Consider the following 21,135-nt stretch of genomic DNA (forward strand, 5'->3'; position numbering starts at 1 on the left):
GCTGCAAGTGGATGGCGCTTTTACTTGTCGCTTGCAGCTTATAGCTGTTTTTGCCTGCTCTCCTGGCGCTTGCGCCAGCTATGCTGCACCCACCAGCGCCAGTAGAGCATGGTCAGGCAATAGCCCAGTATGGCCAGTACCACGCCTGCGACGAACGACCCTAGATAGAGCGGCTTCCATAGGTGCGTCAGCTCCGCCGCCATCCACTCCAGTGTCAGATGCTCGGGCATACGCATGGTGGGCGTATCGCTTAGCCAGGCGCCCAGTTTGTAGCTGCAGTAGAACACCGGCGGCATGGTGATAGGATTGGTCAGCCAGACCAGGCCAATGGATATCGGCAGGTTGGCGCGTAATGGAATGGCCACGGCGGCGGCCGCGAGCATCTGCATCGGCATGGGAATCATCGCCCAGAACAGCCCTACGGCCATGGCACGCGCCACGGAGTGGCGGTTCAGGTGCCAGAGATTCGGGTCATGGATCAGGGTGCCGAGAAAGCGCAGGGACTTGTTGCCCTTGATGCTGTCGGGGGAAGGCATGTAGCGTTTGAAGAGACGACGCGGCATGAAGGGACTCTGACAATCGGAAGCCCTGGCATTATGCCCGGATTGATGACCATTAGCCTGACGATATTGTGACCGCAGGTGCACGCGCTCGGCGTGCAACGTGACAAAGGAATGTCGATGCGTACAGGGATGCTCGCGCTGGCAGTCGGTCTGCTGACTCTGCCTTTTCTAACCGTCTTGCCGCCGCACAAGTGGCTATTTGTGGCCGTTGGTATCGGTTTCTTGCTGCTGTTCACCCGTGCGTATTTCGTTGGCTTCTTTCTGCTTGGTTTCGCCTGGGCCTGTCTGTCGGCGCAATCGGCGCTGGATGATCGCCTGGCGCCTGAGCTCGATGGTCGAACCCTATGGATAGAGGGGCGAGTCGCCGGGCTGCCCGAGGTGGGTGAGGGTGTGGTGCGTTTCGAGTTCGAGGACGCGCGGTCACGCCGCGCGCAATTGCCCCAGCGCCTGCGCCTGGCCTGGTATGGCGGGCCAATGTTGCAGGCAGGGGAGCGCTGGCGCCTGGCGGTCAACCTCAAGCGTCCGCAAGGGTTGGTCAATCCACAAGGCTTCGACTACGAAGCCTGGCTGCTGGCTCAGCGCATTGGTGGCACGGGCACCATCAAGTCCGGCCAGCGTCTGAGCGAGGCTACAGGCTGGGCAAGCTGGCGTGATGCCTTGCGCCAGCGCTTGCTGGCCAGCCCGGCTTACGGTCGTGAGGGTGGACTGGCCGCGCTGGTGCTGGGCGATGGCTCCGGGCTCAGCACTGAGGATTGGCGCCTGTTGCAGCACACCGGCACGGTGCACCTGATGGTCATTTCCGGGCAGCACATCGCGCTGCTGTCCGGCTTTCTCTATCTGCTGGTGGCTGGCCTGGCCAAGCGCGGTTGGTGGCCTGCAGGTTTGCCCTGGCTGCCTTGCGCCTGTTTGCTGGCCCTGTGTGGAGCACTGTTCTACGGTGCGCTCGCCGGTTTCGAGGTGCCGGTCAGGCGGGCCTGTGTGATGGTCGCCCTGGTGCTGTTGTGGCGCCTGTGTTTTCGTCATCTTGGCGCGGGTTGGCCATTACTGGCGGCACTGTTGACGGTGCTACTGCTCGAACCCCTGGCTTCATTGCAACCGGGTTTCTGGTTGTCGTTCGGTGCTGTGGCCTTGCTGGTGCTGATCTTTGGCGGGCGTCTGGGGCGTTGGGGCTGGTGGAGCAGCCTCTCGCGCGCGCAGTGGGCCATGGCCGTCGGTCTGTTGCCGATGATGCTGGCGCTGGGCTTGCCGGTGAGTATCAGCGGGCCGCTGGCCAATCTTGTCGCGGTGCCCTGGGTCAGTCTGGTAGTGGTGCCTGCAGCCTTGCTTGGCACGCTGTTCTTGCCGATCCCGCTGTTCGGGGACGGATTGCTGTGGTTGGCAGGCGGTGCGCTGAATCTGTTGTTCGAGCTGCTGGCCGTGATCGCTGCTTGGATGCCTGCATGGCTGCCAAGCAAGCTGCCGTTATGGGCGTGGCTCATGTTACTGCTGGGCGCTCTGTTGTTATTGCTGCCTGCGGGCATTGCCATACGCCTGCCCGGTGTCGTGCTGATGCTGCCAGCACTGTTTCTACCGACTGCTGTACCGCTGCCAGGTAGAGCCGAGGTCTGGCTGTTCGATGTCGGCCAGGGCTTGTCGGTGCTGGTGCGTACCCGTGAGCACAGCCTGCTGTATGACGCAGGGCCACGCTTTGGCGATTTCGATGTGGGTGAGCGTGTGGTGTTGCCTTCGCTGCGCGCGCTGAATGTAAAGCGGCTCGATACGCTTCTGCTCAGTCATGCCGACACCGATCACGCCGGTGGCGCTGAAGCGATCATGAGCGGGCTGCCGGTCGATGAGTTGATCAGCGGCGAACCTGAGCGCCGCGCCTCAGGGCGCCTTGCTGAGGCCTGTGCCTCTGGCCAGCATTGGCAATGGGACGGCGTGACCTTCACGCTCTGGCAGTGGGCGCAAGGCACGACAGGCAACCAGCGCTCCTGCGTGCTGCTGGTTGAGGCCGATGGCGAGCGTTTACTGCTGACCGGCGATATTGATGTGCAGGCTGAGGCCGCCTTGCTTGCGACCGATCTACCGCGTCCGGTGCACTGGCTGCTGGCGCCGCACCACGGCAGTCGCACCTCGTCGAGTCAGGCCTTGATCGAGGCGCTGGCGCCCACTCAGGCGCTGATCTCGCGCGGGCGGCATAATCATTTCGGCCATCCGCATCCAACGGTTGTGGCGCGCTATCGCCAGGCTGGCGCCGCGTTGCAGGACACCGCTCTGACTGGCGCGCTACAAATAATCCTGGGCGAACAGGGCGGCGCCCAGGGTCTGCGTGAACAGGCGCGCTTCTGGCGGGAAAAATGAGAACGGCGGCGGTCGTCGGCGCTGCACCCTATGCTAGAGTGGCGCGACTTTTTCGAGGGGGATTCACTACCGTGTGGGAACTGGTCAAAGCTGGCGGCTGGATGATGCTGCCGATCATTCTCTGCTCCATCGCCGCTGCCGGCATCATCGCCGAGCGCCTGTGGACCCTGCGGCCCGCCCGCGTCACCCCGGCTAACCTGCTGGCTCAGGTGTGGCGCTGGATCAAGGACAAGAAGCTGAACAACCAGAAGCTCAAGGAACTGCGGGAAGACTCGCCGCTGGGGCAGATCCTCGCCGCTGGCCTGGCCAACTCCAAGCATGGCCGTGAGGTCATGAAGGAGTGCATTCAGGAAGCCGCCGCTCGTGTTATCCATGATCTTGAACGCTACCTCAATGCACTCGGCACCATCGCCGGCATCGCACCGCTGCTTGGTCTGCTCGGCACTGTGCTAGGCATGATCGATATTTTCAGCTCCTTCATGGGCAATGGTACCGGCAATGCGGCCATCCTTGCGGGCGGTATCTCCAAGGCGCTGATCACCACTGCATCGGGTCTATTTGTGGCCATTCCGGCACTGTTCTTCCACCGTTATCTGCAGCGTCGCGTCGATGAGCTGGTGGTGGGCATGGAGCAAGAGGCGATCAAGCTGGTGGAAATGGTGCAGGGCGATCGCGACGTCGACCTGGGCGAGGGCAAGGCGTGAAATTCCGGCGCAAACCGCGGGAGAACGTCGAGATCAACCTGGCCTCGTTGATCGACGTGGTGTTCATCCTCTTGCTGTTCTTCGTGGTCACTACCACCTTCACCCGTGAGACCCAGCTCAAGGTCGACCTGCCCGAGGCTGCCAGCGGCACGCCGCCGGAGCAGACCGAGCTCAAGCAGATCGAGGTGCTGATCGGCGCCGATGGCGGTTATTCGGTCAACGGCAATGCGCTGCTGGAAAGCAATCTGAAAAATCTGATGGCGGCGATGCAGAAGGAGTCCGCTGGCGACAACAGCCTACCGCTGATCATCAGTGCTGATGGCAAAACCCCGCACCAGGCGGTTATCACGGCCATGGACGCTGCGGGCAAGCTGGGCTTCGCGCACCTGCGCATCACCACGGTGGAAGCGCAGGAAGCCCCTTAAGTGAGTGTTGCCGACCGTTTGCTTGAGGCCTGGTATCGCGGCCATCCGGCGCTGGCGCTGCTGCGCCCGCTGGAGTGTCTGTATCGCCGTGTGGTGCAGGGTAAACGTGCGCGCTTTCTGGCGGGCGAGGGCGACATCTATCGCGCGCCGGTGCCGGTGCTGGTGGTGGGCAACATCACCGTCGGCGGCACCGGCAAGACGCCGCTGATCCTCTTTCTTATCGAACACTGCCGCGCTCGCGGCCTCAAGGTCGGCGTGGTCAGCCGTGGCTACGGTGCCACGCCGCCGAGCCTGCCCTGGCGCGTGCACGCCGAACAGTCGGCGGCGCAGGCCGGTGATGAGCCATTACTGATCGTGCAGCGCACGGGCGTGCCGCTGATGATCGACCCGGATCGCAGTCGCGCCGTGCGTGCGCTGCTGGATGAAGAGACGCTGGATCTGATCCTTTGCGACGACGGCCTGCAGCACTATCGCCTGGCGCGCGACCTGGAGCTGGTGTTGATCGATGCCGCCCGTGGCCTGGGCAATCGCCGTTGCCTGCCAGCCGGGCCGCTGCGTGAGCCGAGCGAACGCCTGCGTGAGGTGGATGCCGTGCTGTTCAACGGCGCCGAGGTGGATCGCGCCGATGGATTCGCCTTCCGCCTGCAACCGACTGCTTTGGTCAATGTTGCCAGCGGCGAGCGCGTCGGCATCGAGCATTTCCCGGCCGGGCAGGCCGTGCATGCGGTGGCCGGTATCGGCAACCCGCAGCGTTTCTTCAATACCCTCGAAGCGCTAAACTGGCGCCCGGTTCCGCACCCCTTCGCCGACCATGCTCAGTACGACGTGGCGCAGCTCAGCTTCGAGCCATCGCTGCCGCTGCTGATGACGGAGAAGGATGCGGTGAAATGCCGGGCCTTCGCCGCCGCCGACTGGTGGTACCTGGCCGTCGATGCCGTGCCTACGCCGGCCTTCGTCGACTGGTTGGACAAGGCACTGGCCCGCCTCATACCGGGGTCGTGATGACCCCAGCAAGGACTCCAGCATGGACCTTAAACTGCTCGACATTCTCGCCTGCCCGATCTGCAAGGGCCCGCTGCAGCTTTCCGAAGACAAAACCGAACTGATCAGCAAGGGTGCCGGTGTGGCCTATCCGATTCGCGATGGCATCCCGGTGATGCTGGAAAGCGAAGCCCGTACCCTGACCACCGACGAGCGTCTGGACAAGTAAATGAGCGCAGCCTTCACCGTCGTCATCCCCGCCCGTTACGCCTCCACCCGCCTGCCCGGCAAGCCGCTGCAGGACATTGCCGGTAAACCCATGGTTCAGCACGTCTGGGAGCAGGCGCAGAAGAGCTCGGCAGATCGTGTGGTCATTGCCACCGACGATGCCCGTATCGTCGAGGCCTGCCAGGCGTTCGGCGCCGAGGTGTTGCTGACGCGTGTTGATCACAACTCCGGCACCGATCGCCTGGCCGAAGTGGCCAGCCAGCTCGGTCTTGCCGCTGATGCCATCGTGGTCAACGTGCAGGGCGACGAACCGTTGATTCCGCCTGTGATCATCGATCAGGTGGCGGCTAATCTGGCGGCTAACCCGCAGGCCGGTATCGCCACGCTGGCCGAGCCCATCGAGGATGTCACGGCACTGTTCAATCCCAATGTGGTCAAGGTGGTGGCCGACAAGAGCGGTCTGGCCCTGACCTTCAGCCGTGCGCCGCTGGCCTGGGCACGTGATGCCTTCGCCAAGAGTCGCGACGTGCTGCCGACTGGCGTGCCATACCGCCGCCATATCGGCATCTACGCCTACCGCGCGGGTTTCCTGCATGACTTCGTCGCCTGGGGCCCATGCTGGCTTGAGGATACCGAGTGCCTGGAGCAACTGCGCGCGCTGTACAACGGCGTCCGTATCCATGTTGCCGATGCTCTCGAAGCGCCGGCTGCTGGCGTGGACACGCCCGAAGACCTGGAGCGGGTGCGTAGCCTGCTGGGGGCCTGATGAAGGTTCTGTTCGTCTGTCTGGGCAACATCTGCCGTTCGCCCACGGCCGAAGGTGTGCTGCGCCACAAGTTGCGTGCCGCAGGACTGGAAGAGCGCGTGCAGGTGGACTCGGCCGGCACCGGTGACTGGCACGTTGGCAAGGCGCCGGATAGCCGCACCCGTCAGGCTGCGCTGCGCCGTGGCTATGATCTGTCCGCACAACGTGCACGCCAGGTCGAGGTCGCCGACTTTCAGCGCTTCGATCTGATCCTGGCGATGGATCAGAGCAATTTGCGTAATCTCAAGGCGCTGCGACCGGCAGATGCTCGTGCCGATCTCGACCTTTATTTGCATCGCTTCGATCTGGCCCTGGATGAAGTGCCTGACCCGTACTACGGCGGCGAAGATGGCTTCGAGCAGGTGCTGGATCTGATCGAGCAAGCCAGCGATGCACTGCTGCTGGAAATCAAGGGGCGCCTGTGAGCCTGAATCTGCAGAGCGACGTGTCGCTCAAGGCCTTCAACAGTTTCGGTGTAGAGGTGCGTGCCCGGCTGTTCGTCGAGGCTCATGACGATGCCGAGGTGCGCGAGGCGCTGAGCCTGGCCGCGCAGCGTAGTCTGCCGCTGCTGGTGATTGGCGGTGGCAGCAACCTGCTGCTGACCCGCGATGTCGAGGCGTTGGTGCTGCGAATGGCCAGCCGCGGCATCCGTATCCTCGAAGACGACGGCCAGCAGGTGCTGGTGGAGGCCGAGGCCGGCGAGCCCTGGCATCCCTTCGTGCAGTGGAGCTTGGCGCAGGGCCTCAATGGCCTGGAAAACCTCAGCCTGATCCCCGGCACTGTCGGCGCAGCGCCAATGCAGAACATCGGCGCCTACGGGGTGGAGATCAAGGATCTGTTCGCAGGCCTGACCGCCCTGGATCGACAGAGCGGCGAATTGCGAGACTTCAGCCTGGAGGAATGCGCTTTCGCCTATCGCGACAGCCTGTTCAAGCGCGAAGCCGGACGCTGGCTCATCCTGCGCGTGCGTTTTCGGTTGAGTCGTCTGGCGAGTTTGCGCCTGGACTACGGGCCGGTGCGTCTGCGTCTCTCGGACATGGGCATTGAGGTGCCGACTGCCACTGATGTCAGTCAGGCGATCTGTGCCATTCGCAGCGAAAAACTGCCCAATCCGGTTGAATTGGGTAACGCCGGTAGTTTCTTCAAGAACCCGGTGGTGTCGTTCGAGTTGGCCGAGTATATCCGTGCCGAGCATGCTGATCTGGTCAGCTACCCGGCGGGCGATGGTCTGGTCAAGCTGGCGGCTGGCTGGCTGATCGAGCGGGCAGGGTGGAAGGGCTTTCGCGAGGGCGATGCAGGCGTGCACCGGCTGCAGGCATTGGTGCTGGTCAACTACGGCCAAGCCACAGGGGCGCAATTGCTGCAACTGGCACAGCGTATCCAGAGCGATATCCTGGCGCGATTCGGAGTAACGCTGGAAATCGAGCCCAACGTGCTGTGAGGTTGCACTCCGGGGTGATTGCCTCGGATTGTATCCAGGTCATGTATCTGCAGTAGCGGACATGAAAAAGGGGATGCCTAGGCATCCCCTTTTTCGTTACCGCATTAGGATCAAGCCTGAGGTTTGATCGTCTCCTGGTCGTTTTTCGCTTCTGCTTCCGGCTGCGCCTGCTCTACCGTTTCGCTCGCATTGTGCTCGCTTGTAGCAGGGCTGTTATCGGTAGACGGCTCAACTGTAGCTGCGCTCTCGACGACGACTGCTTCGGCTTCAACCGGAGTGCTTTGCGCTACGGTCGGTGCGACTTCTGCCGCCGGTGCTGCAGCGGCAGCCTCTGCAGCTTCACGAGCCAGACGCTCAGCTTCACGCTGGCGGCGACGCACTTCGCGTGGATCGTTCGAGGCGCGGCCAGTGGCGTTGGCGGGAACCGCTGCAGCAGCAGGTACTGCTGGCTCGATCGGCACAGGAGCTGGCTCCTGAGCGACTTCGGCAACCGCTTCGACTTCAGCTACAGGCTCAGCGGCTGGTGCTTCGGCAGCAGCAGGTGCTTCAACTGTGGCAGCGGGTTCGACCTCGGCTGCTTTTTCGGCAGCCGGAGTGCTTTCCACTGCTTGCGTTACGGCAGCCTCGGCTTGTGCTTCGACCGCTTGAGTGGCAGGCGCTTCAGCTTGGGGGGCGGGCGCTTCAGTGGTCGGCGCTTCGTTGGCGACGACGGCGTTTTCAGCGGCGCTTTCGGCAACGACTGCTGCGGTAGTGGCGACTGCAAGCGGAGCGGCGGCTGGAGTTTCGTTGCCGGCGGCTTCGCTGTTCTCGGCGCTTTCGATCAGGTTGCCATCGGCATCACGCTGACGCTCACGGCGATTGCTGCGGCGGCGCTGGCCACGGGAGCGGCGACGTGGACGCTCGTTCTCGTTCGCATTGTCCTGCTCGTCATCAGCGAGCTGCTCGTCGTTCGGCAGTGCCTCTTCCTGAGCGGCCTCGGCCTGCTCTGGACGTGGCTGACGCTCTTCGCGCGGCGGACGCTGACGTTCCTGGCGCTCGCCACGTGGCTGACGTTCGGCGCGAGCTTCTTCGTTGCGTGGCTGTTCGCTGCCGTTGTTGTCGAGCGGCTCGCGCAGTTCACGTACACGTTCTTCGCGCGGTGCGCGCTCTTCGCGTGGGCGACGCTCGCGGCGGTTTTCCTGGCCTTCACGTGGCTGACGCTCTTCACGCGGCTGGCGTTCCTCGCGAGGTTGACGCTCTTCGCGCGGAGCGCGCTCTTCACGGGGGGCGCGCTCCTCGCGCGGCTTGCGCTCTTCGTCACGGCGACCACCACGGTTACGGCTCTGCTGACGACCGTTGCGGCGCTCCTCGCGCGGCGGCCGCTCGTTAGTCTTTTTCTCGACTACGGCTGGCTGGGCTTCTTCTTCCTTGCCGGCGAACAGGCTGACCAGTGATTTGACCAGGCCTTTGAACAGGCTCGGCTCCGGTGCGTTGCTCGGTGCCAGCGGAGCTGGTTGCGGCTCGGCAGCGACCGGTGCGCTGCTGCGTGGCGCTGCTTTGATCGCGGCCTCTTGGCGAACCAGAGTGCGGGTGGCGGTCGGCAGGTGCGCGGTAGCGTCTTCAGCGTCAGCGGTCGCGGCGATCTCGTAGCTGGTCTGGCCGCTCAGTGCTTCCGGGTTGTCGTCACGCAGGCGTTGCACTTCGAAGTGCGGCGTTTCCAGGTGATCATTCGGCAGGATGACGATGCGCGCGCGGGTGCGCAATTCGATCTTTGTGATCGAGTTGCGTTTCTCGTTGAGCAGGAAGGCGGCGACCGGGATTGGTACCTGGGCACGAACTTCGGCGGTGCGATCCTTCAGCGCTTCTTCTTCGATCAGGCGCAGGATGGCCAGCGACAGGGATTCGACATCGCGGATGATGCCTTGACCATTGCAGCGCGGGCAGACGATGCCACTGGTCTCGCCCAGCGACGGACGCAGGCGCTGACGGGACATTTCCAGCAGGCCGAAGCGCGAGATGCGGCCGACCTGAACGCGGGCGCGGTCGGCTTCCAGGGCTTCGCGGACTTTTTCTTCCACGGCGCGCTGGTTCTTGGCCGGGGTCATGTCGATGAAGTCGATGACGATCAGGCCGCCGATGTCACGCAGGCGCAGTTGGCGGGCAATTTCCTCGGCCGCTTCCAGGTTGGTCTGCAGGGCGGTTTCCTCGATGTCGCTGCCTTTGGTAGCGCGCGCCGAGTTGATGTCGATGGAAACCAGGGCTTCGGTCGGGTCGATGACGATGGAACCGCCGGACGGCAGCTTCACTTCACGCTGGAAGGCGGTTTCGATCTGGCTTTCGATCTGGAAACGGTTGAACAGCGGCACGCTGTCTTCGTACAGCTTGATCTTGCTGGCGTACTGCGGCATCACCTGCTGGATGAAAGACAGGGCTTCTTCCTGGGCTTCGACGCTGTCTACCAGCACTTCGCCGATGTCTTGGCGCAGGTAGTCGCGGATGGCGCGGATGATGACGTTGGATTCCTGATAGATCAGGAACGGGGCAGGGCGGCTGGTGGAGGCTTCCTTGATGGCGCTCCACAGTTGCAGCAGGTAGTCGAGATCCCACTGCATTTCTTCGCTGGAGCGGCCCAGACCGGCGGTGCGAACGATCAGGCCCATGTCGGCCGGGGCGTTGAGGCCGTTCAGTGCCTCGCGCAGTTCGTTGCGCTCTTCGCCTTCGATGCGGCGGCTGATGCCACCGGCACGCGGGTTGTTTGGCATCAGCACCAGGTAACGACCGGCCAGGCTGATGAAGGTGGTCAGGGCTGCGCCTTTGTTGCCGCGCTCTTCCTTCTCGACCTGGACGATGACTTCCTGGCCTTCCTTGAGCACGTCCTTGATGTTGACGCGGCCGCCTTCAGGGGATTTGGAGAAATATTCGCGGGAGATTTCTTTGAGGGGGAGGAAGCCGTGGCGTTCGGAGCCGAAGTCGACGAAGGCGGCTTCAAGGCTGGGTTCTACGCGAGTGATGCGGCCTTTGTAGATGTTGGCCTTCTTCTGTTCGCGAGCGCCGGACTCGATGTCCAGATCGTAGAGTTTTTGGCCATCTACCAGGGCTACACGCAACTCTTCGGGCTGAGTTGCGTTGATCAGCATTCTTTTCATGTTGTACCAATGGACTCCGGGGCTGCCGGAAGCCACGTTAGGCACACACGACTCTCAGGGTCGGTGTCAGGCGCGTCAGAAACGGTCGTAAATCGTTCCACTGTCGAGCGACGGTCAGCCATTACCAGGCTGCGGTCGCGACGGACGTCTCCTGCTTGCTGTGGTGACAGAAAGCACTCAGTCAGGAGGAGGAATCAACTGCAGGTCGCGGACGAGATAAGGCGTCTTTGATCAAGCCAGAGGCTACGCAGGCCGCAGTTGTACGTCTCCACCCTACACGTATCGCTGAAAATCGGGTGCCGCGCGCGGATTCCGCAGCGGTTGTCATTTACCGCGACCGCCGGTAATGGCGAATCGCGCATCATACTCAAGGCGTTATTTCCGAATTTTTCGCGACCACTTCGCGGCCTTTGACTCTGAATAATCCGTCGGACGGCCTCACGTCCTTAAAGGGTTGCTCGGGCAGGGGATGGCGATATTGGCTGCATCCGCAGGCCTGGCCGCTTTGGGCGGCGTTCGCGACTATATCAGCAATGATTAAGTGCTTCAATTCCATAAAAAATTGTTATGATTGCGCGATGAATAATCCTGCCTCTCCAACCTCTGGCGTTCAAATGCTTGAGGTTGCACCGGAACTCGCCGGCCAACGTATCGATAACTTCCTCCGGGCGCAGCTCAAGGGCGTGCCCAAGACGCTGATCTATCGCATTTTGCGCAAGGGCGAGGTGCGTGTGAACAAGGGGCGCATCAAGCCTGAATACAAGCTGCAGGCTGGTGACATCGTGCGTGTGCCGCCACTGCGTCTTGCCGAGCGTGATGAGCCTGAGCCGCTGGCGCAAGGGCTGCTTGAGCGTATCGAGGCGGCCATTGTCTACGAGGACAAGGCGCTGATCGTACTGAACAAGCCAGCAGGTATTGCGGTGCATGGTGGCAGTGGCCTGAATTACGGGGTGATCGAAGCCTTCCGGCAGTTGCGTCCCGATGCTAAGGATCTGGAGCTGGTGCACCGTCTGGATCGTGATACGTCCGGTCTTTTGATGATCGCCAAGAAGCGCAGCATGCTCCGTCATCTACACGAGCAATTGCGTGGCGATGGTGTCGACAAGCGCTATATGGCGTTGGTGCGTGGCCATTGGGCGACAGCCAAGAAGCAGGTTAATGCGCCGCTGCAGAAGAGCAATCTGCGCTCGGGTGAGCGTATGGTCGAGGTCGATAGCGAGGGCAAGGAGGCGCTGACGCTGTTCCGTGTGCTGCGTCGCTTCGGTGACTTTGCCACGCTGGTCGAAGCCAAGCCGGTAACCGGGCGTACCCACCAGATCCGCGTGCACGCCAAGCATGCCGGGCACTGCATTGCTGGTGACTCCAAGTATGGCGATGATGAATTTACTCGCGAAATTCGTGAATTGGGTGGTAAACGTCTGTTTCTGCATGCCTATGAGCTGCATGTGCCGCTGCCTGATGGTGGTGTGCTGAAGTTAGAGGCTCCGGTGGACGAGATGTGGGCCAAGACCCTGGAGCGCTTGAGTGCCTGACTATCAGTTACTGATCTTCGACTGGGACGGCACGCTGGTCGATTCTATCGGGCGCATCGTCGAGGCCATGCATCGTGCTGCGGATGTCGGTGAGTTGCCGCGCTGTAGCGATGCCGAAGTGCGAGGCATCATCGGGCTGGAGTTGGGGCATGCCATCTGCACGCTCTACCCGGAACTCGCAGATCCGGCCAGGATCGAAGTCATTCGTCGTGCCTACAGTGAGCAGTATCTGTTGCTAGAGCGCGAGCCTTCGCCGCTTTACGAAGGGGTGCGCGAGTCGCTGGCCTACTTTCGTGAGCAGGGGTATCAACTGGCTGTTGCTACGGGCAAGGGGCGTAATGGCTTGCAGCGTGTGTTGGCCGACAAGGGCTGGCTGGACTATTTCGATATCACCCGCTGCGCTGACGAAACTGCCGGCAAGCCGAATCCGCGGATGCTTCACGAGATCATGGCGCACTGTGGCGTGCCGCCAGAGCGCTCGCTGATGGTGGGGGATGCGACCTTTGATCTGCTGATGGCGCGCAATGCGGCTGTAGATAGTGTGGCGGTCGGTTATGGTGCGCAGCCATTGTTAGTGTTGCGTGAATTTGAGCCGTGTCTGGCGATTAACCAATTCAATGAATTACGTGCGTGGCTGGATGAAAAAGCGGCTGCAGCGCGTCACCGAGGTGAGTAAACATGGCAGATGAGTGGAAGTCGTCTAGCGACTCTCAGGGCGAGGATGCCAAGAGTTGGAAGCTATTGGAAAAGGCATTGCTGTCCAGTGTGCAGGAGCAGCGTCGCTCCCGGCGCTGGGGGATTTTCTTCAAGCTGCTGACTTTTACTTATCTATTTGTGGCGCTGGCGCTGTTTCTGCCTTCCTTGAATCTGGATAAGGCTGCTACTGCGGGGCCGCATACGGCGGTCATCGAAGTGCGCGGTATGATCGCTGATCGCGAGGAGGCCAGTGCCGACAAGATTATTGGCAGTCTGCGTGCCGCTTTTGAGGATGCCAATACCAAGGGCGTGGTGTTGCGTATCAATAGTCCGGGTGGGAGTCCGGTGCAGTCCGGCTACGTTTATGATGAGATTCGTCGCCTGCGTAGCGAGTACCCGCAAACTAAGGTCTATGCGGTTATCAGTGACTTGGGGGCTTCTGGTGCCTACTACATCGCCAGTGCTGCCGATGAGATCTACGCCGATAAGGCTAGCTTGGTGGGCTCTATCGGTGTTACGGCTGCCAGCTTTGGTTTCGTTGATGCGATGGAGAGGCTAGGGGTAGAGCGCCGTGTCTACACCTCGGGTGAGCACAAGGCTTTTCTTGATCCTTTCCAGCCGCAAAAGGAAGAGGAAACCCGCTTCTGGAAAACCGTGCTTGATACCACACATCGTCAGTTTATCGACAGCGTGAAAGCGGGGCGTGGTGATCGTCTGAAGGTTGAGGGTAACCCTGATTTGTTTTCTGGTTTGGTCTGGTCTGGCGAGCAGGCACTGCAATTGGGCTTGATCGATGGCCTGGGTAGTACCAGCTACGTGGCGCGTGAAGTCATTGGTGAGAAAGAAATGGTTGATTTCACGGTGCGTGATACGCCGTTCGATCGTTTTGCCAAGCGCCTGGGTGCTAGTGTCGCCGATCGCATTGCTTTGTGGATGGGCTTCCAGGGTCCGACGCTGCGCTGAGGGATGATCTCGTAGGCTGGGTGCAGTCCGCCAATCGAGACTGTCAGATTTTTTGTGTGCGGGCGTTAACGCCCGTCACCCGACGGACAGTGAATTCACCAGGCGGGCCTGGTGAAGCGATCTCCGTAAAGGATCGCGAATTGATTCATGGCTCCCTTCCAATCATTCGCGGCTCTGCCCCAATTGGCCGTGATATTGCGCAACGCCAGCCAGATCAATTTGGTAGCGGCTTCGTCATTCGGGAAGTGCCCACGCGTCTTGANCATCGGGCCTGTGACGAACTGTTCGACCAGCTCCTTAGGAATCTCAGGCAGCTCTTTCTTGGCCTTGATGGCCGGGGTCTTTTTGCTAGGCATGTCATGCACCTTAAACGCATGTGATGCCCGAACATAAAATTACTGACAGTCCCCGCCAATCTCGGTCGGCGGCTTGCGCTCGTCCTACGGTATCTCGACGCCCTCGTTCAGTAGCATGTCCACCAAGCGAATCAGAGGTAAGCCGATCAGGCTGGTGGCGTCTTCGCCGTCCGTGCTGCGAAATAGGCTGATGCCCAGTCCCTCGGATTTGAAGCTTCCTGCACAGTCGAAGGGTTGTTCGCGTTGTAGGTAGCGCAGGATCTGTGTGTCGCTGAGTGGGCGAAAGTGCACGGTGAATGGTACGCAGTCGACCTGACAGTTGCCGGTGCTGGTGTTCAGTAATGCCAGTCCTGTCAGGAAAGTGACGCTGCTGTCGCTGGCGGCGCGTAATTGCTTGGTCGCTGTTTCGAGGTTGTAAGGTTTGCCGAGGATTTCGCCGTTGCCAAGAATGGCGACCTGATCCGAGCCGATGATGAGATGGTCGAGATGTTGGTTTGATAGTGCGCGGGCTTTTTCTTCGGCCAGGCGCTTCACGAGTTCAATGCCAGGTTCGTCTTTCTGCCGGCTTTCATCAATGCTTGGTGATTGCCAGGTGAATGGCAGTTGCAGGCGCTCAAGCAGTTCGCGGCGATAGGGTGAGCTGGATGCGAGCAGTAACGCTGGCATGTTCTTTTCCTTTTAATTAAGTGGCTGATGAATTCTACTGGCGGCCACTGAGTGAAGACAGGCTGAATTTCCTTTGACACGAGAAGGGGGCATCCCTAGAATGCTGCGCCTATGTTGAATGGGCCGATTCCACCTCACGTTGATCCGCGCAAGCTCGCCGACCGCGAAGCTACCCTCGAAGGGCAGCTCGAACTGGCCAGCCTGCCGCGTCTCTGCGACCCGCTTGCCGATACGGCAGGTTTGGTGCAGGCGAAATATAGTTTCGCGCGTGACGAGCAAAAAACTGTGGTGATCCGCAGTGAGCTTGAGGTTGAGGTCAAAATGGTCTGCCAGCGTTGTCTGGAGCTGGTCGCACTACCCATCCGCAGCGAATGTGAATACGCGGTGGTTCGGGTTGGAGCGAACACTCAGTCCTTGCCGAAGGGCTATGACGTACTGGAAGTGGGTGAAGAGCCGTTGGAGTTGCTTGGCTTGGTCGAGGATGAATTGCTTCTCGCCCTGCCGATCGTTCCCGCTCATGCCCCAGGTGATTGCCAGCAGCCGGACGGTCTCGATGAGCCCGAGCCGGGCGAGGACGAGGTATCGCGGTCCAACCCGTTCAGTGTATTGGCGCAGTTAAAGCGTGACCCAAACGTTTAGGAGTTAATGAGTTATGGCTGTTCAGCAGAACAAAAAATCCCGTTCCGCCCGCGATATGCGTCGTTCGCACGATGCGCTCGAGGCAAGCGCCCTGTCCGTAGAGAAGAGCACCGGTGAAGTTCACCTGCGCCACCACGTTTCTCCGGAAGGTGTATACCGCGGTCGCAAAGTGATCGACAAGGGCGCTGACGAGTAATCCTTGTCCGCCTCGATCATCGCGATTGATGCAATGGGTGGGGACTTCGGTCCCCACTGCATTGTTCCAGCCTGCATTTCTGCACTGGCTGACTTCCCCTCGCTACATCTGACCCTTGTTGGTCAATCCTCTCTTATCGAAGAACAGATCGCCTTTCATGACGGCGTCGATCGCGCACGCCTGCGTGTTCATCACGCCGGTGAAGTGATTGCTATGGATGAGCCGCCAGCTCAGGCGCTGCGTGGCAAGCCTGATGCCTCAATGCGTGTAGCCTTGGAACTGGTGCGTCAGTCTCAGGTGCAAGCTTGTGTCAGTGCGGGAAATAGTGGAGCGCTGATGGCGCTGTCGCGGCATGTGCTGAAAACCTTGCCGGGTATTGATCGGCCTGCGATGGTCAGCCCTATTCCTGTCGAGGGTGGGTGCTGCTATTTGCTGGATCTCGGGGCGAACGTCGACTGCAGTGCCGAGCATCTCTATCAGTTCGCGATAATGGGGGGCGTGGCTGCAGAGACCCTTGGTGTCGTTCGGCCACGAGTGGCGTTGCTCAATGTCGGTACTGAGGACATCAAGGGTAATCAGCAGGTCAAGCTGGCGGCCGGTATGTTGCGGCAGGTGCGTGGGTTGAACTTTGTCGGTTACATCGAGGGTGATGGGCTTTATCGCGGTGAGGCGGATGTTGTCGTCTGTGACGGTTTTGTCGGCAATATTTTGCTCAAGTCCAGTGAAGGGCTAGCGCGGATGATCACTGGCAGGCTGGAGGCGTTGTTCAGCGAGGGGCTGTTCGCTCAGGCGATAGGTGCTTTGGCAATGCCGTTGTTGCGTCGCTTGAAGGCCGATTTGGCACCTGCGCAGCATAATGGGGCGAGTTTTCTAGGTTTGCAGGGCATTGTGGTAAAGAGCCATGGTGCGGCGGGGCAAGATAGCTTTAAGAGTGCCATTGGCTGTGCTCTACGTGAGGTGCAGGAAAATTTGCCGCAGCGACTACATGGTCGACTTGAAGACTTGTTGTTGTAGACTCGTCACGATTATGGGTGAGCGCGTGCCGGTAATGTGACTACAACGCGCAGCTTGTCATCCAATTGTCAGTTTGCTGCGCCAGGCTCCGGCTTGGTGCTGCTTTTTCGACTCAAGGGACTTTTTCATGTCTGCATCCCTCGCATTCGTCTTTCCCGGTCAGGGTTCGCAAGCCCTGGCCATGCTCGCCGATCATGGTGCTCAGCAGAAGCTGGTACTCGATACCTTTGGTGAAGCCTCCGAAACACTCGGTTACGATCTCTGGGCGCTGACTCAGCAAGGCCCGGAAGAGCAACTGAACCAGACCGACAAGACTCAGCCGGCCATCCTTACTGCCTCCATCGCCCTGTGGCGCCTGTGGCAAGCCGAGGGCGGTGCCAAGCCGGCCTTCGTCGCCGGTCACAGCCTGGGTGAATATTCCGCGCTTGTCGCTGCTGGCAGCATCGCCTTCGCCGATGCTGTGAAGCTGGTAGAGCGCCGCGGCCAACTGATGCAGCAGGCCGTACCGGCCGGGCAGGGCGGCATGGCTGCCATCCTCGGTCTGGAAGATGCCGACGTGCTGGCCGCCTGCGCCGAAGCGGCGCAAGGTGACGTGGTCAGCGCGGTCAACTTCAACGCCCCTGGTCAGGTGGTGATCGCGGGTAGCGCCGCTGCCGTCGAGCGTGCCATCGAAGCCTGCAAGGCGCGTGGCGCCAAGCGCGCCATGGCGTTGCCGGTCAGCGTACCGTCGCATTGCGCGCTGATGAAGCCGGCTGCCGAGCGCTTCACCGAGTCGGTCGAAGCCCTGAGCTGGCAGGCGCCGCAGATCCCGCTGGTGCAGAACGTCAGTGCCGCTGTGGTATCGGATCTGGCCATGCTGAAGGCTGACCTGTTGGCTCAGTTGTACAGTCCGGTGCGTTGGGTTGAGTCCATGGTGCGTCTGTCCGAGCAGGGCGTGACCGAGCTGGTCGAATGCGGCCCCGGCAAGGTGCTCAGCGGTCTGAACAAGCGTTGCGTCAAAGGCATCAACACATACAACCTGGATACCCCCGATGCTTTCGCTGCTGCTCGTGCTGCGTTGGCTTGAGAAAGGAGAACGAACATGAGTCTGCAAGGTAAGGTTGCGCTGGTCACCGGCGCTAGCCGTGGTATCGGCCAGGCAATTGCTCTGGAACTGGGTCGCCAAGGCGCGACCGTGATCGGTACTGCAACTTCTGCGTCCGGCGCCGAGCGTATCGCTGCCACGCTGAAAGAGCACGGCATCAGTGGTACCGGCATGGAGCTGAACGTGACCAGCGCCGAGTCCGTCGAGAGCGTACTGGGCGCCATCGCCGAGCAGTTCGGCGCGCCGGCGATTCTGGTCAACAATGCCGGTATCACCCGTGACAACCTGATGCTGCGCATGAAAGACGACGAGTGGTTCGATGTCATCGACACCAACCTCAACAGCCTTTATCGCCTGTCCAAGGGCGTGCTGCGTGGCATGACCAAGGCGCGTTTCGGTCGTATCATCAACATCGGTTCTGTGGTCGGTGCCATGGGCAACGCCGGGCAGGCCAACTACGCTGCTGCCAAGGCGGGTCTGGAAGGCTTCGGTCGCGCTCTGGCGCGGGAAGTCGGTTCGCGTGGTATCACCGTCAACGCGGTGGCTCCTGGTTTCATCGATACCGACATGACTCGCGAGCTGCCGGAAGCGCAGCGTGACGCGCTGCTGACGCAGATTCCGCTGGGTCGTTTGGGTCAGGCTGAGGAGATTGCCAAGGTGGTTGGTTTCCTGGCTTCCGACGGCGCTGGTTACGTGACCGGGGCGACAATTCCGGTCAACGGCGGTATGTACATGAGCTAAAAACCGAGCCTTCGGAGTTCCGAAGGCTCTCGAATGTGACGCGAGCCATCAGAAAACTGTCATAGTCGCTGTCTAAAATCCGTTATAAAGCTGCAACAGGTTTATAGACAGATCGTTGAAGTGTTCCTGGGGGCTCCCCGGCATTCAGCTTGAAATGCTAAAAACCCTTTCTATACACTTGGCCGCTACCAGCTGCCTGGATTTGTCCAATAGGAGTGAAAACAAGGTATGAGCACCATCGAAGAACGCGTCAAGAAAATCGTTGCCGAGCAACTTGGCGTTAAAGAAGAGGAAGTTACCAACAGCGCTTCCTTCGTCGAAGACCTGGGTGCCGACTCTCTTGACACCGTTGAGCTGGTGATGGCTCTCGAGGAAGAATTCGAGACCGAGATCCCGGACGAGCAAGCAGAGAAGATCACCACCGTTCAAGAAGCCATCGACTACGTGACTGCCAACGCGCAATAAGTCACTGTCAGCTTCTGACCGAGAAAAGCCGCACTGCCCTAAACAGGCGTGCGGCTTTTTTTACGTGTAAGGCGCAGGTGCGCCTGAGTAGAAAAAGAGGAGATTGCTGTGTCGCGTAGACGCGTCGTGGTTACCGGTATGGGCATGTTGTCGCCGCTGGGTAACGATGTGCCGAGCAGCTGGCAGGGCATTTTGGCCGGGCGCAGTGGCATCGGTCTGATCGAGCACATGGACCTGTCCGCCTACTCCACCCGTTTTGGCGGGTCGCTCAAGGGCTTCAACGTCGAGGAGTACCTCTCGGCGAAAGAGGCGCGTAAGCTCGACTTGTTCATTCAGTACGGGCTCGCCGCCAGTTTTCAGGCTGTGCGTGATTCCGGTCTGGAAATCACCGACGCCAATCGCGAGCGCATCGGTGTGGCCATGGGCTCCGGCATCGGTGGCCTGACCAATATTGAGAACAATTGCAAGTCGCTGCACGAGCAAGGGCCGCGGCGTATTTCGCCGTTCTTCGTGCCGGGCTCGATCATCAACATGATTTCCGGTTTCCTGTCGATCCACTTGGGGCTGCAGGGGCCTAACTACGCCATCGCCACGGCGTGCACCACCGGTACTCACTGCATTGGCATGGCCGCGCGCAATATCGCCTACGGCGAGGCTGACGTGATGGTCGCCGGCGGCGCCGAGATGGCGGCCTGCGGTCTGGGCATGGGCGGCTTCGGTGCGGCGCGTGCACTGTCTACCCGCAACGACGAGCCGACCAAAGCCAGCCGTCCGTGGGACAAGGGGCGTGATGGTTTCGTGCTTTCCGACGGTTCCGGCGCCTTGGTGCTGGAAGAGCTGGAGCACGCCAAGGCGCGTGGTGCCACCATTTACGCCGAGCTGATCGGTTTCGGCATGAGTGGTGATGCCTACCACATGACCTCGCCGCCCGAAGATGGCGCCGGTGCCGCGCGCTGCATGGCCAACGCCTTGCGTGATGCCGGCATCAATGCCGATCAGGTGCAGTACATCAACGCGCACGGCACCTCGACGCCTGCCGGTGACAAGGCCGAAGTTGCGGCAGTGAAGAGTGTGTTCGGTGAGCACGCCTACAAGCTGTCGGTCAGTTCGACCAAGTCGATGACGGGGCACCTGCTCGGTGCTGCCGGTGCCGTAGAAGCAATCTTCAGCGTACTGGCGCTGCGCGACCAGGTTGCGCCGCCGACCATCAACCTGGACGAGCCGGACGAGGGGTGCGACCTGGACTTCGTTGCGCACCAGGCCAAGGCCATGCCGATCGAGATTGCCCTGTCGAACTCCTTCGGTTTCGGCGGCACCAACGGCTCGCTGCTGTTCCGTCGGTACCACGGCTGATGTTGTGCTGGGTCAACGGCGCGCCCGGCGAGCAGTTGTCGGTTCGCGACCGTGGCCTGGCTTATGGCGATGGTCTGTTCGAGACCATCGCCGTGCGTGGCGGGCGGATCCCACTGTTGGCTCGGCACCTGGCCCGTCTGGGCGATGGTTGTCGGCGTTTGTCCATCCCGCTTGATGTCGCCCTGGTAGAAACCGAGTTGCAGGCCTTCGCCACGCAGCTTGGCGAGGGCGTTGCCAAGTTCATCGTCACCCGTGGCGAGGGGCAGCGCGGTTATGCACCGCCACAGCCGTGCCAGCCGCTGCGTATCCTGCAGGCTGCGCCTTTGCCGCAGTATCCTGCCGAGCATGCCGAACAGGGTGTGCGTTTGTTTCCCTGTGCCACCCGCCTTGCCGAGCAGCCCTTGCTGGCCGGCCTCAAGCATCTCAATCGCCTCGAACAGGTGCTGGCCCGTGCCGAGTGGCAGGACGCCGAGTGCAGCGAGGGGGTGATGCGTGATACCGCTGGCCGGGTGATCGAGGGCGTGTACAGCAACCTGTTTCTGGTGAAGGATGGGCGTTTGTCGACTGCCGATCTGTCGCGTTGCGGTGTCGCTGGGGTGATGCGTGCCGAAATTCTGCAGCAGGCAGAGCGTTCGGACATGAGCGTCGCTGTCTGTGATATCGCTTACGACGAACTGCTGGCTGCCGACGAGGTCTTTGTCTGTAACAGCCTGTACGGTATCTGGCCCGTCCGCGCACTGCAGGCGCAGCACTGGCCGGTTGGTGCGCTCACCCGTAAACTGCAGGCCATCGTTCGCAGCCTTCTGGAATCCTGA

At 61.0% G+C, this 21,135-nt stretch carries 22 protein-coding genes and 1 pseudogene; 19 read left to right on the plus strand and 4 right to left on the minus strand.

The genetic code is table 11. The features are described 5' to 3' along the window. Positions 1-38: 38 nt before the first annotated feature. Complete coding sequence (locus tag AERO9A_RS14040) at positions 39-563, minus strand: DUF2062 domain-containing protein (protein ID WP_159972578.1); 525 nt, start codon at positions 561-563, stop codon at positions 39-41. Positions 564-680: 117 nt separating this feature from the next. Between AERO9A_RS14040 and AERO9A_RS14045 the strand changes: the two genes are divergently transcribed. The 8 genes from AERO9A_RS14045 to murB all read left to right on the plus strand — a co-directional run bounded on the left by AERO9A_RS14045 (position 681) and on the right by murB (position 7,490). Next, complete coding sequence (locus AERO9A_RS14045) at positions 681-2,906, plus strand: DNA internalization-related competence protein ComEC/Rec2 (protein WP_178111143.1); 2,226 nt, start codon at positions 681-683, stop codon at positions 2,904-2,906. 71 nt (positions 2,907-2,977) lie between these two features. Continuing rightward, entirely contained in the window at positions 2,978-3,610 is a 633-nt protein-coding gene (locus tag AERO9A_RS14050) for a MotA/TolQ/ExbB proton channel family protein (protein WP_159972579.1), read from the plus strand. Continuing rightward, complete coding sequence (locus AERO9A_RS14055) at positions 3,607-4,035, plus strand: biopolymer transporter ExbD (protein WP_159972580.1); 429 nt, start codon at positions 3,607-3,609, stop codon at positions 4,033-4,035. Before AERO9A_RS14050 ends, AERO9A_RS14055 begins: the two co-directional genes overlap by 4 nt. Then, the gene (gene lpxK / locus AERO9A_RS14060) at positions 4,036-5,037 is read left to right on the plus strand and encodes a tetraacyldisaccharide 4'-kinase (RefSeq protein ID WP_159972581.1); all 1,002 of its coding nucleotides are present in this window, start codon (positions 4,036-4,038) and stop codon (positions 5,035-5,037) included. Positions 5,038-5,059: 22 nt separating this feature from the next. Then, the gene (locus AERO9A_RS14065) at positions 5,060-5,245 is read left to right on the plus strand and encodes a Trm112 family protein (protein ID WP_003245207.1); all 186 of its coding nucleotides are present in this window, start codon (positions 5,060-5,062) and stop codon (positions 5,243-5,245) included. Next, entirely contained in the window at positions 5,246-6,010 is a 765-nt protein-coding gene (gene kdsB / locus AERO9A_RS14070) for a 3-deoxy-manno-octulosonate cytidylyltransferase (protein WP_159972582.1), read from the plus strand. Then, positions 6,010-6,474: a low molecular weight protein-tyrosine-phosphatase gene (locus tag AERO9A_RS14075; protein WP_159972583.1), complete on the plus strand. Its 465-nt coding sequence runs from the start codon at positions 6,010-6,012 to the stop codon at positions 6,472-6,474. The genes kdsB and AERO9A_RS14075 overlap by 1 nt, the downstream gene beginning before the upstream one ends. Beyond that, on the plus strand, positions 6,471-7,490 hold the full coding sequence (murB, locus tag AERO9A_RS14080) for a UDP-N-acetylmuramate dehydrogenase (protein WP_159972584.1): 1,020 nt from the start codon (positions 6,471-6,473) through the stop codon (positions 7,488-7,490). Before AERO9A_RS14075 ends, murB begins: the two co-directional genes overlap by 4 nt. Before the next feature lie 110 nt (positions 7,491-7,600). On the opposite strand, the gene rne is transcribed toward murB, so the two are convergent. Continuing rightward, the gene (rne, locus tag AERO9A_RS14085) at positions 7,601-10,615 is read right to left on the minus strand and encodes a ribonuclease E (RefSeq protein ID WP_159972585.1); all 3,015 of its coding nucleotides are present in this window, start codon (positions 10,613-10,615) and stop codon (positions 7,601-7,603) included. A gap of 578 nt (positions 10,616-11,193) precedes the next feature. On the opposite strand from rne, the gene rluC reads away from it, so the two are divergent. From rluC to sppA, 3 genes are read left to right on the plus strand one after another with little or no spacing between them, the layout of a single operon-like run. Next, a complete protein-coding gene (gene rluC / locus AERO9A_RS14090) occupies positions 11,194-12,147 on the plus strand; it encodes a 23S rRNA pseudouridine(955/2504/2580) synthase RluC (protein WP_159972586.1) in 954 nt (317 codons plus the stop codon). After that, positions 12,140-12,823 carry an HAD-IA family hydrolase gene (locus AERO9A_RS14095; RefSeq protein ID WP_159972587.1) on the plus strand — a complete coding sequence of 228 codons (684 nt, stop codon included), beginning with the start codon at positions 12,140-12,142 and terminating at the stop codon, positions 12,821-12,823. The genes rluC and AERO9A_RS14095 overlap by 8 nt, the downstream gene beginning before the upstream one ends. Before the next feature lie 2 nt (positions 12,824-12,825). After that, positions 12,826-13,806 carry a signal peptide peptidase SppA gene (gene sppA / locus AERO9A_RS14100; RefSeq protein ID WP_159972588.1) on the plus strand — a complete coding sequence of 327 codons (981 nt, stop codon included), beginning with the start codon at positions 12,826-12,828 and terminating at the stop codon, positions 13,804-13,806. A 95-nt stretch (positions 13,807-13,901) separates the two neighbouring features. Here sppA and AERO9A_RS14105 read toward each other — a convergent pair. Further along, positions 13,902-14,068: pseudogene (locus AERO9A_RS14105) on the minus strand (IS256 family transposase); the annotation flags it as partial. A gap of 178 nt (positions 14,069-14,246) precedes the next feature. After that, entirely contained in the window at positions 14,247-14,828 is a 582-nt protein-coding gene (locus tag AERO9A_RS14110) for a nucleoside triphosphate pyrophosphatase (RefSeq protein WP_159972589.1), read from the minus strand. 111 nt (positions 14,829-14,939) lie between these two features. Here AERO9A_RS14110 and AERO9A_RS14115 point away from each other — a divergent pair, with 111 nt between their 5' ends. The 8 genes from AERO9A_RS14115 to pabC all read left to right on the plus strand — a co-directional run bounded on the left by AERO9A_RS14115 (position 14,940) and on the right by pabC (position 21,135). After that, positions 14,940-15,467 (plus strand): YceD family protein, encoded by a 528-nt coding sequence (locus AERO9A_RS14115; RefSeq protein WP_159972590.1) that lies wholly within the window; start codon positions 14,940-14,942, stop codon positions 15,465-15,467. A 13-nt stretch (positions 15,468-15,480) separates the two neighbouring features. Then, entirely contained in the window at positions 15,481-15,663 is a 183-nt protein-coding gene (gene rpmF / locus AERO9A_RS14120; RefSeq protein ID WP_037048542.1) for a 50S ribosomal protein L32, read from the plus strand. Positions 15,664-15,666: 3 nt separating this feature from the next. After that, on the plus strand, positions 15,667-16,677 hold the full coding sequence (gene plsX, locus AERO9A_RS14125; protein WP_159972591.1) for a phosphate acyltransferase PlsX: 1,011 nt from the start codon (positions 15,667-15,669) through the stop codon (positions 16,675-16,677). A 127-nt stretch (positions 16,678-16,804) separates the two neighbouring features. Continuing rightward, positions 16,805-17,743 carry an ACP S-malonyltransferase gene (gene fabD / locus AERO9A_RS14130; protein WP_159972592.1) on the plus strand — a complete coding sequence of 313 codons (939 nt, stop codon included), beginning with the start codon at positions 16,805-16,807 and terminating at the stop codon, positions 17,741-17,743. A gap of 15 nt (positions 17,744-17,758) precedes the next feature. Continuing rightward, positions 17,759-18,502 (plus strand): 3-oxoacyl-ACP reductase FabG, encoded by a 744-nt coding sequence (gene fabG / locus AERO9A_RS14135; RefSeq protein WP_159972593.1) that lies wholly within the window; start codon positions 17,759-17,761, stop codon positions 18,500-18,502. A gap of 228 nt (positions 18,503-18,730) precedes the next feature. Further along, a complete protein-coding gene (acpP, locus tag AERO9A_RS14140; RefSeq protein WP_159972594.1) occupies positions 18,731-18,967 on the plus strand; it encodes an acyl carrier protein in 237 nt (78 codons plus the stop codon). Positions 18,968-19,075: 108 nt separating this feature from the next. Continuing rightward, positions 19,076-20,320: a beta-ketoacyl-ACP synthase II gene (gene fabF, locus AERO9A_RS14145; RefSeq protein ID WP_159972595.1), complete on the plus strand. Its 1,245-nt coding sequence runs from the start codon at positions 19,076-19,078 to the stop codon at positions 20,318-20,320. Then, positions 20,320-21,135 (plus strand): aminodeoxychorismate lyase, encoded by an 816-nt coding sequence (gene pabC / locus AERO9A_RS14150; protein WP_159972596.1) that lies wholly within the window; start codon positions 20,320-20,322, stop codon positions 21,133-21,135. Before fabF ends, pabC begins: the two co-directional genes overlap by 1 nt.

The sequence above is a fragment of the Pseudomonas sp. 8Z genome, from assembly GCF_902506535.1.
Classification (GTDB): domain Bacteria; phylum Pseudomonadota; class Gammaproteobacteria; order Pseudomonadales; family Pseudomonadaceae; genus Aquipseudomonas.

Bases quoted from the DNA above. Each gene is read 5' to 3' on its own strand.
- pabC (WP_159972596.1), top strand. From the start codon at position 20,320: ATGTTGTGCTGGGTCAACGGCGCGCCCGGCGAGCAGTTGTCGGTTCGC.
- kdsB (WP_159972582.1), top strand. From the start codon at position 5,246: ATGAGCGCAGCCTTCACCGTCGTCATCCCCGCCCGTTACGCCTCCACC.
- sppA (WP_159972588.1), top strand. From the start codon at position 12,826: ATGGCAGATGAGTGGAAGTCGTCTAGCGACTCTCAGGGCGAGGATGCC.
- rne (WP_159972585.1), bottom strand. From the start codon at position 10,615: ATGAAAAGAATGCTGATCAACGCAACTCAGCCCGAAGAGTTGCGTGTA.
- AERO9A_RS14065 (WP_003245207.1), top strand. From the start codon at position 5,060: ATGGACCTTAAACTGCTCGACATTCTCGCCTGCCCGATCTGCAAGGGC.
- fabD (WP_159972592.1), top strand. From the start codon at position 16,805: ATGTCTGCATCCCTCGCATTCGTCTTTCCCGGTCAGGGTTCGCAAGCC.
- acpP (WP_159972594.1), top strand. From the start codon at position 18,731: ATGAGCACCATCGAAGAACGCGTCAAGAAAATCGTTGCCGAGCAACTT.
- rpmF (WP_037048542.1), top strand. From the start codon at position 15,481: ATGGCTGTTCAGCAGAACAAAAAATCCCGTTCCGCCCGCGATATGCGT.
- AERO9A_RS14040 (WP_159972578.1), bottom strand. From the start codon at position 563: ATGCCGCGTCGTCTCTTCAAACGCTACATGCCTTCCCCCGACAGCATC.
- AERO9A_RS14045 (WP_178111143.1), top strand. From the start codon at position 681: ATGCGTACAGGGATGCTCGCGCTGGCAGTCGGTCTGCTGACTCTGCCT.
- AERO9A_RS14115 (WP_159972590.1), top strand. From the start codon at position 14,940: ATGTTGAATGGGCCGATTCCACCTCACGTTGATCCGCGCAAGCTCGCC.
- fabG (WP_159972593.1), top strand. From the start codon at position 17,759: ATGAGTCTGCAAGGTAAGGTTGCGCTGGTCACCGGCGCTAGCCGTGGT.
- AERO9A_RS14075 (WP_159972583.1), top strand. From the start codon at position 6,010: ATGAAGGTTCTGTTCGTCTGTCTGGGCAACATCTGCCGTTCGCCCACG.
- rluC (WP_159972586.1), top strand. From the start codon at position 11,194: ATGAATAATCCTGCCTCTCCAACCTCTGGCGTTCAAATGCTTGAGGTT.
- AERO9A_RS14110 (WP_159972589.1), bottom strand. From the start codon at position 14,828: ATGCCAGCGTTACTGCTCGCATCCAGCTCACCCTATCGCCGCGAACTG.